The organism is Acinetobacter sp. NIPH 2699 (assembly GCF_022549355.1).
Taxonomy (GTDB): Bacteria; Pseudomonadota; Gammaproteobacteria; order Pseudomonadales; family Moraxellaceae; genus Acinetobacter.
The window spans coordinates 13,705-26,833 of the sequence record NZ_JAKZGL010000021.1 but is presented as its reverse complement, the minus strand read 5'-3'; the positions used below and the strand labels follow the sequence as shown (position 1 = coordinate 26,833).

14 protein-coding genes are annotated in these 13,129 nt (G+C 41.4%); 7 read left to right on the top strand and 7 right to left on the bottom strand.

All coding sequences use genetic code 11. The annotated features are described in order from the left end of the window. The first annotated feature begins 21 nt into the window (after positions 1–21). From MMP72_RS15170 to MMP72_RS15160, 3 genes are all read left to right on the top strand, one after another. Positions 22–441 (top strand): F0F1 ATP synthase subunit epsilon, encoded by a 420-nt coding sequence (locus tag MMP72_RS15170; protein ID WP_004668114.1) that lies wholly within the window; start codon positions 22–24, stop codon positions 439–441. Between the two features lie 135 nt (positions 442–576). Then, positions 577–1,056: a DUF2846 domain-containing protein gene (locus tag MMP72_RS15165; protein ID WP_241406108.1), complete on the top strand. Its 480-nt coding sequence runs from the start codon at positions 577–579 to the stop codon at positions 1,054–1,056. Positions 1,057–1,274: 218 nt separating this feature from the next. Then, positions 1,275–3,437: a hypothetical protein gene (locus MMP72_RS15160; RefSeq protein WP_241406107.1), complete on the top strand. Its 2,163-nt coding sequence runs from the start codon at positions 1,275–1,277 to the stop codon at positions 3,435–3,437. A gap of 9 nt (positions 3,438–3,446) precedes the next feature. On the opposite strand, the gene MMP72_RS15155 is transcribed toward MMP72_RS15160, so the two are convergent. From MMP72_RS15155 to MMP72_RS15140, 4 genes are all read right to left on the bottom strand, one after another. Next, complete coding sequence (locus MMP72_RS15155) at positions 3,447–4,046, bottom strand: hypothetical protein (protein ID WP_241406106.1); 600 nt, start codon at positions 4,044–4,046, stop codon at positions 3,447–3,449. A 173-nt stretch (positions 4,047–4,219) separates the two neighbouring features. After that, positions 4,220–4,765 carry a glutathione peroxidase gene (locus MMP72_RS15150; protein ID WP_241406105.1) on the bottom strand — a complete coding sequence of 182 codons (546 nt, stop codon included), beginning with the start codon at positions 4,763–4,765 and terminating at the stop codon, positions 4,220–4,222. A 99-nt stretch (positions 4,766–4,864) separates the two neighbouring features. Continuing rightward, the gene (locus MMP72_RS15145; protein WP_241406104.1) at positions 4,865–5,638 is read right to left on the bottom strand and encodes a helix-turn-helix transcriptional regulator; all 774 of its coding nucleotides are present in this window, start codon (positions 5,636–5,638) and stop codon (positions 4,865–4,867) included. Between the two features lie 13 nt (positions 5,639–5,651). Next, positions 5,652–6,872: an MFS transporter gene (locus MMP72_RS15140; RefSeq protein ID WP_241406103.1), complete on the bottom strand. Its 1,221-nt coding sequence runs from the start codon at positions 6,870–6,872 to the stop codon at positions 5,652–5,654. Between the two features lie 137 nt (positions 6,873–7,009). Between MMP72_RS15140 and MMP72_RS15135 the strand changes: the two genes are divergently transcribed. Further along, on the top strand, positions 7,010–7,663 hold the full coding sequence (locus MMP72_RS15135; RefSeq protein WP_241406102.1) for a TetR/AcrR family transcriptional regulator: 654 nt from the start codon (positions 7,010–7,012) through the stop codon (positions 7,661–7,663). A 101-nt stretch (positions 7,664–7,764) separates the two neighbouring features. Further along, positions 7,765–8,685 carry a DMT family transporter gene (locus MMP72_RS15130; RefSeq protein WP_241406101.1) on the top strand — a complete coding sequence of 307 codons (921 nt, stop codon included), beginning with the start codon at positions 7,765–7,767 and terminating at the stop codon, positions 8,683–8,685. 400 nt (positions 8,686–9,085) lie between these two features. Here MMP72_RS15130 and MMP72_RS15125 read toward each other — a convergent pair whose 3' ends face one another. The 3 genes from MMP72_RS15125 to MMP72_RS15115 are packed head-to-tail and all read right to left on the bottom strand — an operon-like array spanning position 9,086 to position 12,001. Then, entirely contained in the window at positions 9,086–9,655 is a 570-nt protein-coding gene (locus MMP72_RS15125; protein WP_241406100.1) for a Sua5/YciO/YrdC/YwlC family protein, read from the bottom strand. Between the two features lie 39 nt (positions 9,656–9,694). Next, complete coding sequence (gene dprA / locus MMP72_RS15120; protein WP_241406099.1) at positions 9,695–10,825, bottom strand: DNA-processing protein DprA; 1,131 nt, start codon at positions 10,823–10,825, stop codon at positions 9,695–9,697. A gap of 24 nt (positions 10,826–10,849) precedes the next feature. After that, positions 10,850–12,001, bottom strand: coding sequence for a LysM peptidoglycan-binding domain-containing protein (locus MMP72_RS15115; protein ID WP_241406098.1), 1,152 nt, complete (start codon positions 11,999–12,001; stop codon positions 10,850–10,852). A gap of 125 nt (positions 12,002–12,126) precedes the next feature. Between MMP72_RS15115 and def the strand changes: the two genes are divergently transcribed. Together def and MMP72_RS15105 are read left to right on the top strand one after the other, a co-directional pair. Further along, on the top strand, positions 12,127–12,657 hold the full coding sequence (gene def / locus MMP72_RS15110; protein WP_241406097.1) for a peptide deformylase: 531 nt from the start codon (positions 12,127–12,129) through the stop codon (positions 12,655–12,657). A 20-nt stretch (positions 12,658–12,677) separates the two neighbouring features. Beyond that, the gene (locus MMP72_RS15105; protein WP_241406096.1) at positions 12,678–13,115 is read left to right on the top strand and encodes a DUF2946 family protein; all 438 of its coding nucleotides are present in this window, start codon (positions 12,678–12,680) and stop codon (positions 13,113–13,115) included. Positions 13,116–13,129: the final 14 nt, after the last annotated feature.

Here is a 13,129-nt window from a genome sequence, read left to right as displayed (position 1 = left end):
ACTCTAATTTAGGAGGTTCTCATGGCGACGATGCAATGTGATGTCGTAAGTGTGAATGAGTCAATTTACTCTGGCACAGTAACGATGTTGATCGCTAAAGGTGCAGGTGGTGAACTTGGTATTTTACCTGGGCACGCTCCACTTGTAACTTTACTCCAGCCTGGACCGATTCGTGTTCAGTTGGAAAATGGTACAGAAGAAATTGTTTATGTATCAGGCGGCGTGTTAGAAGTTCAGCCTCATGTTGTGACGGTGCTTGCAGATACTGCAATCCGTGCCGACAACTTAGATGAAGCAGCAATTTTGGAAGCTCGTAAACAAGCTGAACAATTGTTGGCGAATCAAAAGAGTGATTTGGACTCTGCTGCTGCACTTGCTTCGCTTGCTGAAACAGCGGCTCAGCTTGAAACAATTCGTAAAATCAAAAATCGTGCAATGTAATTGCTGATTTAAGATTAAAAAAGCCACCGTCAGGTGGCTTTTTTAATTGAAAAATAACTTAAAAAAATATTTAAATGATTGTCATTTTCATATACAGTGCTTCACGCATTATATAATCAAATGAGAAACATCATAATGAAAATCTTACTTCCTGTTGTGCTTAGCCTTGGATTTGTTGGCTGTGCTACAGTGCCTCAAGCAACACCAGAATTGTCACAACAAGCAAAAAAGCTTGATGCTCCAGCTGAAGGTAACGCTGCGATATATGTTTATCGTTCTAATAGTGTTGTTGGCGCTGCATTGAAAAAAGATGTATGGATTGATGGTGAGTGTTTAGGCGAAACTGCCCGTGGCACATTCTTCTTGAAAGAAGTGACTGGTGATCAAAAACATACAGTTTCGACTGAGTCGGAATTTTCACCAAATCATTTAGTGCTTCAAACTGAAGTGGGTAAACAATATTTTATCCAGCAATATATTAAACCTGGTGTATTAGCAGGTGGGGCGAATCTAAAACAAGTTGATGAACAAGTGGGTAAAAAAGCCATTGCTCAATATCAATTCGCACAGTCTGGTAAATGCAGTAAACCAACGATTAGCCTAGAAAAGAAATAAGGAATCGTCATTGTAAGGCGGCTATTTCTCTATTAAAAATTGGATGAATGAGAAACATAAATCCAATGCTCAGCACTTTCAAAGTTGATCTTGATAACGACCTTGAAGGTGCTTTTTTATTATCTAAAAACATAATATGATGAGGACTTGGGGCGATATGGATCACATCACGCTAAGCGATAAATAACGCGTATATTTAATAAAAAATTAGGAAAAATATGTTAGCCAGTAATGTCTTAAAGTTGCGCTTGGATCGTATTGAACAACAAGGACATCAATTATCCGTCAAAGATCAGTTGAAACTGGTGACGCTTGCTCAACCTGAATTAACCGCAGGCTTATATAGCCATCTCTTTCATGTCACTTTGCCTAAAACATGGCATTTTCAGCATGATACAACAGAAGAAATAAACTGCTCATTACGGCTAAGCGCATTGATTCATCAGGTTTTTATACCAGCCTATAAGCAACATGCGCACCGTTTTGCTTGGTTTGAACAATGTTTGGTATTTCGTCTGCAATATTTGACTCAAAGCTTGAGCCAGCAACAACGATACGACACTGTCACGCAGTTGGCAGACTGTAAAGATAGCCCGCTAAAATTAAGTATTTTAAAGCAATTGCATGATGAATATGATGATGTTGAGATTAAGTATGCATTGGCTGCGCTATATCAACGTTTAGAAGATTGGTCACTCGCAATTGGAATCTATAAAACGGTATTCTCACAACCCGTCTCACATCCTGAGCATATACATTATGATTTTATCCATTGTTTATTGAGTCGGAATCGTCATCACAATGAGCAGGGCAATAGTGATGTGGTTGAAGCATTACAGCATTTGGGGAATTTAGAACAGATCCAACAACAGCAGAAACATGAACAGTTAACACATTGGGCTGTTTCGTTGATGCTGCCTGAGCATTTACAATCAAGTCCCGTTGAGGCAACCAAGCGATTGATTGATCTACAACACCGATTAAAATTTGTTGGCCATTCTTTAAATCATTGGTTGGTCAGCCATGAATTTATGGTGCCTTATTATAAAAATGTGATTGAAAGTGCGCCTAAACTGTTGAATAACAGTGAGCTTGTGATGAGCTTAGATCGGCATAAAGCGGCCAATGAGGCTTTGCAGAAAATTTTAACAGGTCGAGACCTAAAACTGCTGAGTGGTATTCATCCTGCGCATTATAGTTTGGGTTTTATTTGGAACTATTTACACATTAATCCTTTAGTCTTGGATGCCTTAGTGACTGCTTCCAAAGGTCATCCCGATGCATTTTATAACCTAAAACAAATTCCAGCACCAGATTATGATCATGATGCAGCCGTATCACGTCTGTCATCTTACTTGGCAAAGCAACAAGTTGCTTATAACTTGAGTCAGCAGGGGCATACGATTGAGTTTGCAGAACATTCACACTTGGCTGGTTTTGACCTGATTGTAGATGGTACGCCGATGCAGGTGAAGTGTACTCTCGCATCTGAAGCAGTAGAATCCTTTGCAAAAAGCCATCCGCATATTGCAATTATTGTGAATATTGAATTGGCGCATTTGCAAGAGAAGTATACTTCTGTTTTTGCAGATCTAGCATTGAGTTATGAGTCTGTTCAACACATCGCCCAATCGAGTTTGCAAGATTTGGCTGGTGTTGATGATTTTCTTCCTATTCCGCTGATGAATACAGGCTTTGCGGTGTACCGTAATTTTAGCTCGTCACAGACGACACCTGTGTCTCGTCCATATTTAGCCTATAAGCCATCAAACTCAGTGATGAAAAACAGTCTGGCGATTGGCGCTGCGATTGGAGGCATTGTTTCGGGGTCGATCGGTGCTTTTGTTGTGGGGAGTTTTGCAGTTTATCGGACTTGGCGAGTGCAGAAAGTCGAGCAAGCTAAACCTTTGCAAGAAAAGCAACAATTGATTGCTCAGTGCAATCAAATTATGGAGTTACTCATTGATTTCGCTGAGTGGTTTAATCAAAACCTCTTAAAATATCGCGTTGATTTATATGCTTATCAACTTCGACAGATTGAAACGAAACTCATCGGCAAGATCCCCGAAGCTGTGCTTTCCAGCACTTTATATGCTTATCAATTTGAAGCTTATCAACGCGCATTGAAATTGCATCAATGGATGCAAAAACAACTCGCTTATGAAAATCCTAAGCGCAGAGTACAAGCGGGCTGGGTGGCTTTGGCACAGTCAGATCAGTTTATGTCGGTTGAATTAAAGCAGCGGGTTATTCAACTCAATGCTGAATTAATCAAATATAAAACCATGACACAACGTGGCTTACCTTTATCAAACGTTGCTCAACATGCCTCGAATGATATTGCTAAACCTGCTTATCAGATGCAGGCAATGCGGGTTTAGCCGTCATATTTACGCTGCTGTCTGAGATTCAGAATCGGTATTGCCCAAGATGAGGGTCGCTAGTTTAAGCATATCCATTTGAATACGATTAAATTGTTGCTCAATTTTTTCAATGTCCAATTGGCTAATATCCAGTTGACCATGAAGGATGGGCATGTTTAAAAGTTGTTGGTTGGCACTCAATAGGCTCTGACGAATTTGATCGACTTCATTACTTTTTAGATGAAGCGATTGTAAGGTGTCGTGTAAACCATGCAAATTTTGTTTGAGGTCCGCCGTTGTATTTTGCAGTTGTTGGGTATTCTGCTCTTGAATCGCTTGCTCAAGCTGATGCTGTGAGCTTTTGAGCAGAGCCGTATAGTCATCGGTTTTTAGCTGTAGTTGTGCAACGTCACGTACGATATTAAATAGGTTACCACTGCTTAGCTTTTGAATATCCTGCGGTGTTGTTGTATTAGCATCATTGGTGCTGATGCTTGAGTCAAACTCAGTGTTTGGTTCAGCAATTTGATGGTTTTCTTGAGGTACTTGATCACAACCGACGAACGCGAATGCTGTAGCAAGTGTTGTGGCTGAGCACATGGCTTTGATGGAGCGATTTTTCATCATGGCTGAACTGCACCAAAATATGAGAAGATCGTCACTATAATGAGAAAGTATGAAGAAAAAAGTGATTTTTGCAATTCATTAACATTTTAGTCAAAGAAAACAATAGCGATGGGGTGCGGGTTATTGGGCAGAGAAGGACAGCAATACCATCCTTCTCTTTGGATATGTGAAACTTATTTTGCTAATTCAGCTTCAATCGCAGTCACAATGCGCTCGTCATCAGCAGTAATATCTGGTGCAAAACGAGCCACGATCTCACCATTCTTATTGACTAAGAATTTTTCAAAATTCCACAATACTTCGGGTGGGTTATTGGGTGTTAAACCATAATCAACCAAATCTTTCCACCAAGGGCCTTCACCAGTACGTTCAGGAATGGCTTGGGTTAAGGTTTGGTATAAGGGATGTTTATCATCGCCAGCGACTGAGATCTTCGCAAATAATGGGAAGTGCACATCATAATTGAGTGAGCAGAATTGTTGGATTTCATCGTCTGAACCTGGTTCTTGTTCTAAGAAATTATTGGCAGGGAAGCCCAAAATTTCTAAACCTTGATCTTTCTTTGCTTGATAGAGTTTTTCTAGACCTTCATATTGTGGTGTGAGTCCACATTTTGAAGCAACGTTAACAATCAGTAGAACTTTGCCTTGATATTGGTCAAGATCAAGGTCTTGACCTTTGATATCCTTAACAGGAATGTGATAAACCGATTGGCTCATGAGATAGATCCTAATTTATTGTTGTGACAAGTCTTGATTGTTTTAACTGCTATTGGCTGAGAGTGCAATCTTAAAGATATGAAAGCATACAAATAATCGTTATATCGCAGCATTTTTAAGTTGAATTGGGGTCTGTCCTGTATAGCGTTTAAAAAATTCGATAAAGCTAGAACTGTGATGATAACCCAATGCAAAAGCCAGTTGTTTAATGGTCATGCCTTGACGGATTTGATGAATGGCAAAAATGATTTTTGCTCGATTACGCCATTCGGATAATGAAAGTTGTAACTCCTGTTGACTTAGGCGTAGCACATGACGTTCGCTGACAGAAAAGTTTTGTAATACTTGCTGTAAGCTGGTGTTGAATAAATCAGGGTCGGATAATCTTTCTAAGATAGGTGCCAAAATAGGATGGCTACTCTGTGGTAAATAGTGCGAATAGGCTGGGGCTTGTTTGAGTTGATCAAATAGAACTTGCAGTAAATGTTCGAGATATTCAGGATGAGCTGCTTGTTTTTGTTGTTCTAATATTTTGACCACTAAAGCACGGAAAAAAGGTTCGATACTAAAGCAACGACAAATATCACCTAAAGATTCCCCAAATTGGGGGTGTAACCGAATACAAATATAATGAATTTCGTGCTCAACAGGCAGAGATTTATGTTCGGTACGAGGCGGCAACCAGAGTCCATAGCTGGGTGGAGATAAATAATATTTCCCTTCAATGTCAAACTCTAAAGTACCATTTAAACTAAAATTAAAGTCACCCCAAAGGGAAGAATGAGGACTGACAATATCGTCTTTTTGATAAAGAAATTCATGCACTTCTATACCATTCAGAAAAGGGACTTGTTCAGCCACATCATGCTTCATTGGGAGGCTCATGTTAATTTTCGCAGGTGAGTTTAGGATTATTTAAACCGCGTGCCAGTGTAAAAATCAAGACCAGTGAACAGAGCACGAGTGGGAGCATGGCAAAAAATAAGATCGTACCATCAAAATGATCGACAATAATTCCGCCAAACATACTGCCTAAGGCAATCAAAATTAAGAAGGTCAATGTGACCATTGGCATGCCTTTTTCCACTGCTTCAGGTGCATGGGTAAACATCCAAATATTCACCGCAGTTGGGATAATGCCATAGGCAAAGCCCCATAAGGCAGTCAACACAATTGCGACCATGACATGGGTGCCAAACATGGGGAGACTTAAAAATGCAAGAAAGAAGGCAACCCCACTTACTGCAAAGGTATAGCGAATATTGATTTGACCAAGGTAACCCGCAAAGATATTACCGAAAATCCCCGCCACTCCATACACCAACAGTAAACGGCTAATGAGGTTGTCTGAGAAATCAATCTGATGCTTAAAAAAGGCAGAAAAATAACTATAAACGGCAAAGTGTGCAAATCCCATAAAGATAAAAATAATCAGTCCTTTACGGGCAGCAGGATGTTGTACGAGGATCGGGAGTTCTTTCCAGCGTAGGGAAGATGATGGTTTTAATTGCGGCAGGTATAAATATTGGAATATAAAAAGCAAAATTCCCATCAATGAAATGACCGTAAACGAGGTACGCCATCCATTATATTGCGCGAGCCACGTACCCATTGGAACACCCAAGACGCTCGCCAGCGTGACACCGAATGCAACCCATGCGGTTGCTTTGGCAATGGGTAAATGCGGTGGAGCAAGACGACCACTAAGGGCCACTGCAGTTGCCCAAAAGCCGCCAATCGCAATCCCCAAAATAATTCGCCCAAGCAGTAACAGGGCAAAGTTTGGTGCAAATGCCGTGATGAAATTCGCGAGAATCATCAAGAGGGTTAGAATCAGTAACAAGGGTCGGCGATCTAGTGTTTTGGCAGACACGGGAATGAGCACGGCTGCAAACATTCCGACGACGGCGGTTAAAGAAACGGTTAGACCTGCTGTGCCAACAGAAATCTGAAAATCACGTGCGATTTCATTGAGTACACCAACGGCTAGAAATTCACCCGTTACTAAGGCAAAAGCACTGAGGGTCACAGAGAGCAGTGCAAACCAATTGCCTTGCGTTTGGCTGGACTGAATGGGGGGTATTTCGCTAGAAAGGGAGTTTTCCATAATAATTTCCTTTATTGTTAGAGCGATAACAATAAAATTGAAAATGAATAAATTTTTATAACGATCGTTAAAAAATAAAATAGTTGATAAAAGTCGCTGCGTCAATTAATTTAATAGTGATCGTTATAAAAATATCTGTGACTGTTATGACTGATGCATATGAGCCCTTGTTAGCACCGCATGATGACACGCTAAAGAAAAAGCGTGGACGACCAAAGTGTTTTGATGAGCAGCAGGCTTTAGAAAAGGCAATGTTGCTGTTTTGGGAGCATGGTTATGAAGCGACTTCGATTAGTGATTTGACTCAAGCTTTAGCACTGACTGCACCGAGCTTATATAGTAGTTTCGGTGACAAATCAGGATTATTTTATAAATGTATTGATTATTATCTTGCGCATGAAGCTTGCCCAATTGAAGCGATCTTTTTAGAAGCAAAGAGTGCCAAAGTGGCATTCGAACTTTTTCTGTATGACAATGTACAACGCTTAGCCCAACCGAATAAACCTTCTGGTTGTATGTTGGTGGTTGCAACCATGAATTGTTCGGATAATGCTCAAGCCATACAGCACAATATTCTGGAAAAGCGTCTGCAAACCAAACAAAAAATGCTGCAACGTTTACAGCAAGGGCTTGCTGAGGGTGATTTGCTGGAAACAGCACCATTACAGGAAATGGCTGATTTCTACTCCACTGTTTTGCAAGGCTTAACCATACAAGCACGTGATGGGGCAACGGTTGCACAGTTACATAAAGTGGTGGAACACGCGATGCGGGCTTGGGAATTATTCTAAACGATGTCGTAAGCGCGATATAAATGTCTGAAATACGATATTTCAATTAATTGAGACATATTTCACAATACGGACATTGCTGAGATATTGTGAGAAAGGTGATGGGTCAGTTAACAAAGTATCAGAAATGGGCATTTGTATTGCCCTTGGTTGCCGTCTTGATTTGGTCACTCAATATTGCGGTGACACGCTACGTTGCTGACTATATTTCACCTGTGAGTATTAGTTTTTATCGCTGGTTGGTGGCTTTTCTGATTTTGACACCCTTTATGTTGCCAAAAGTTTGGCAGCAACGCACTTTAATTCGCCCATTGCTGGGTAAATTAGCAGTATTGAGTGCTTTTGGCATGGTGTTGTACCAAGGCTTGTCTTATACCGCTGCACATTATACCACTGCAACCAACATGGGGATTGTGAATGCTTTTGTGCCTGTCTTTACCATCTTCATTTCTTATCTGATCTTAAAAGATCGGCCCAATCGTTTTGCTGTTTTGGGGAGTCTGTTGTCATTTGCAGGTTTGATTTATGTCATGAGCCAAGGACATATTTCGAGCTTGTTTGCCCAAGGCGGACACTGGGGTGATGCGGTGATGGTACTTGCGGTTGGCTTTTATGCCTTCTATGGTGTATTCCTGAAAAAATGGCAACTGCAACTGCCATTAATGACCAGTTTATATGTGCAAATTGCATTTGCGTTGTTGTATCACCTGCCATTTTTACTTTGGTTTGGCTTAGACCATATCAATGCTGAAAATGCAGCAAGTGTGTTGTATGCAGGGATGTTCCCATCATTGATTGCACCATTATTATGGATGCTTGCTGTGCAGACAATCGGCCCAAATCGTACCAGTATTTTTATGAATTTAATGCCAGTATTTACTGCAATTATTGCGAGTATTTGGTTGGCAGAAAGCTGGACGATTTATCATAGTATTGGAGGGGTGATGATTCTTGTGGGCATCGTGATGGCACAGAAAAAAATCGTGAAAGCATCATCTCGGGTACTTGAGCCAAGTACCTAAGATCATAAGCTGAGTTGCATTTGTCTAAAATATAGACAAATGCACAAAAAATATAGATATGAAGACGATTCTTTCTATTTGAAATTAAAAGTTTATTTCTAAGAATGGCGATATTTATGTTCAAAAAAAGCTGAGTAAAAATAGAAATATAATTTTATTGAATATACAGAAGTGACAAAATTGGTACGCTTTTCACACTTTTTGTTAGGCAAATAATATATTTGTATAAATAGGATGATTCATCCATAATAAGCGCAGAAGCAAATTGATACATTTTAGATTGATTGCTGACCAGATTTACGAACCCTCTGGATGTGATTATACACATCCTTTTTATGCTCAGTTATCCCTATATAACTGAGCTTTTTTTTGTCTGTTTTTTAGCTCATTATTGGTTCTTTTAAGCTCGAATCACTTCACCTGTGAGCGCATTTAAAATTCGACTGGGTTCTTGGCTTTGTCCTAGATCACCTTTTAAATAATTTAATGCTGAACCAAAATAGTGTTGGGCGTGTTCGAGACTATGCGCTGGGGTTAAACCTGCGGGATTGGCGCTGGTCGAGACAATGAAACCACCAAATGTATTGCATAATTCGATACACAATGGGTGCGTGGTGACACGAACAGCAACCAAAGGATGCTGCCCTTTAATCCATGTTGGAATCTGCTGATCCGCGGGGAGTAACCATGTGGTTGCACGTTCAACAGCGGTGCGGTTAGACCAACTGGTGATGACTTGCTGACGTATTTTTGGCGTCAGCGTTTGCAGTAAATGTTCCACTTGTGCGATTTGTCCAGCCAGTAAAATCACACCTTTTTCCATTGGACGGTGTTTAAGTTCAAGAATCTTTTGAAATGCGTGCTCGTTGAGTGGATCACAACCCAATCCCCAAACGGCTTCTGTCGGATATGCCAGTACTTGACCTTGTTTGAGTAGCTGAGCGGCTTCAGAGATTGAGGACGTAATCATGTGGGGGCGTATAGAATAGCAATAAGAGAGTGGTTTAGTTTAAAGCATTGGGCGACAACGTACATAGCGTCCACCCTGTTGTGTGCATAAACCTAATAATTCAAGTTCCATCAATTGTGCCGTCAACGCGGCAATTGCACTTTGGTTGGACTGGGCGAGTTGATCTAGGTCTTGTCCGACCCAGTCTAACATTTGATAGAGTCCGATGAGATGAGGTGGAAGACTCGGTGCTGCTGGAATAGTGTCTTCAACTTGCTGTTGTTGAGTCTGCCATTGTGTGGGTAATGCCAAATCCTCAATCACTTGCTCTGGATGGTCAACCAGAATCGCGCCTTCACGAATCAGTTGATGGCAGCCTTGATGGTGTTCACTATAAATATGCCCAGGGATCGCAAATACCATTTTGCCTTGATTGGCTGCCTCATTCGCGGTGATCAGTGAACCACTTTTTAATGCGGCTTCCACCACGACGACACCGAGACTTAAACCACTAACAATACGGTTACGCCGAGGAAAGTGTTGCTGTAAAGGCATGGTGGTGGGGAGAAACTCGGTCACAATTGCACCTGACTGTATAATTTGTTGTGCAAGCTGTTTATTTTGAGCAGGGTAAACAGTATCTAAACCTGTGCCGACAACAGCAATGGTTCGCTGATGGGCAAGTCCACCTTGATGTGCAGCTTGGTCAATGCCATGTGCCAAACCACTGCTAATATAAAAACCTTTTTCACTTAAATAGTAGGCAAAATCATAAGCGACTTGTCGGCCATGTGGACTGGGTTTTCGGCTGCCGACCATGGCGATTTGAGGCTGTAATAAGGCTTGTGCCTGACCTTGTCCAAATAAAATCGGCGGATGATCAGAATAAGGTAAAAGTTGGGTGGGATAACCCATATCCTCAGGGGTGAGAATAAAATCGCTATGCTGACAAATCAATTGAACCAGTTGTTCAAACTGTTGTTGTCCTTGAGTGGTTTGGAATATTTCGATGCGTTTTAAGTGATTGGCATGTAAGCCGAGTTGTTGCCATTCTGAAAAACGATCTGCTTGGGTCGCTTGTTCACAATCGCCAAAATAGTGGACGAGTTTTTTGAAACTAGAAAGCGAATGTTGAACCAAATACCACAGCAACACAGTGTGGTAGTGATGAGGTGATAATTGATTCAACATTTCAGATCAGTACTTCATCAGCAACTAGTCTTCAAGACGAGGTGGCTTGATGTTTGAGCCGACTTTAATCGGTAAATCACTTTCGAGTACATAGGCATAGCTAAGACGATCAAAGCTCTTAAAGATCATGACATTACCGACGTATTGTCCCGGTAATTTAACGGTTTCTTTGGTTTTAGGATCTTTGACTGTTTCACCGTCTTGGTAAGCATTAAACACTTGCCCAATTTCAATACCGTCAGTCGTACCACGATCAACGGTCACTACACCATGTTTAGCAGCAGTGCCGATAGAGCCCATTACACGAATGATTTTACCGCCATCTTTCACTTGATTGGCATCAGTCGGATAGAACAGAGTTGGTAACATCGCATCTTGTTCAGCCATGACACGATCGCCACGGCGTACTTCACCATTGTAGCTATCGGTTAACTCAACTGTCGTAATGTCATTTTCATTGCTAATCGCAACCCCTGAAGCCACTTGCGTGAGTTCGATACCGAGATTTTGCTTTTTACCATGTTCATCCACAATGATGTAGGGTTCGCCTTCGCGGAATACGCCATAGCGATGACCATTCTCCAGCCCTTTACCACGTACATAGACACTCTGACCTTTACCTGCAAGGACACGTTTGTCAGCGGTTCCTAAAATGTATGGGGTGTGAGCAATGGTATCTGCTGGAAGAATAGACGTGCGTTCTAACCATTGTTGAATATGCGCCAGTGGAATCACTGGTACACTGTCATTCAAGGCTTCAACACGGACTTGTGGGCGTAAGGTTGAGGTATTGCCCGTGTAGCGACGAATGATCCCTGCACAGCCATCGCCTTCATCTCTGCCAATTAAAGGTTTGCCATTTAAGGTGCACAGTAACAGGCGATCACCAGGATAAATCCAGTGTGGGTTTTTCACGTGTTTATTGCTTGCCCAGATTTCTGGCCAGCGCCAAGGTTTACTTAAAAACTTGCCCGAAATATCCCAAAGTGTGTCACCTTTTTTCACTACATAGACATGAGGTGCACCAGCTTTGACAGAAGGAGGGCTGACATTTGGACTTGCTGCATGAGCGAGATTGACGCTCATCCCCAATCCTGCGCAAATTGCGACAGCAATCAGTTGTTTTTTTAACCCCAAGGCATGAAATGAGTGTATGCCGTTTAAAACCTTTTTCATTATCATAATTCCTAAAAATTATGTGTGTAGTTGCGTTATAATAACGACATTACACACATTTTTTTTTGATCAAGCATTCCCTTCAGTCGGTTTTCTGATCAACGGCATAAGTTGAGGATGTCAGTATGGCCTTATTACCTATTCTAAGTTTTCCGGATCCCCGCCTTCGTACCATTGCCAAGCCAGTCGAAGAAGTCACTGATGATATTCGTCAGCTTGCAGCAGATATGCTTGAAACCATGTACGAGGCGCCGGGTATAGGTTTAGCGGCGACTCAGGTTGATCATCATATTCAGCTTATTGTTATGGACATCTCTGAAGAGAAAAACCAACCGATGGTGTTCATTAACCCCAAAGTCACTCCGCTGACTGTAGATACACAGCCTTATGAAGAAGGCTGTCTCTCTGTGCCTCAAATATACGATAAAGTTGAGCGTCCGTCACGCGTAAAAATCGAAGCAATTAACCTTGAAGGTCAAGCATTTGAGTTAGAAGCTGACGAACTTCTCGCTGTTTGCATTCAACATGAAATGGATCACTTAAATGGCAAACTTTTTGTGGATTATTTATCGCCATTAAAACGCCAACGTGCACGTGAAAAAGTCGAGAAAGTGATTCGTCAGCGTGAAAAAGAAAAAGTTGCAGTAAAACGTTAAACTGTAAAAATCATTTGAAGATGCTTTCTTTGTTTCGTTGTGGCTTGCTGCTCGCATTTGCCGCGGTTTGTTTGCAGATCGCGGTATTTTTGCAACCGTTACTTCCGAAGCAATATCAAATCGCACCTGTGTGTGAAACCATTACTCAAGCTTTACTGTTACCTAAAATACAAATCGACCCAAGCCACGTCGAACATTCTTCGCATCATCATGCCCATCAGCTTGAGCACACTCAAGTTTCGATGCCACAACATGATCATCATGATCCGAATCATCAATGTCAGTATTGTACCGTCTATGCCAATTTGATCTTGCCACCTGAATTGGGGGTTAAAGAGATTTTGGTTCGGATACAAATTCGTTTGGTGGCTTATCAAAACGCCTTTAAGCACGTTTATTTTGCGCTACAACAGCTATTCTTATTACCCCAAGGGCGAGCCCCACCGCGCTTAGCATAAATTAAAAGCATGTT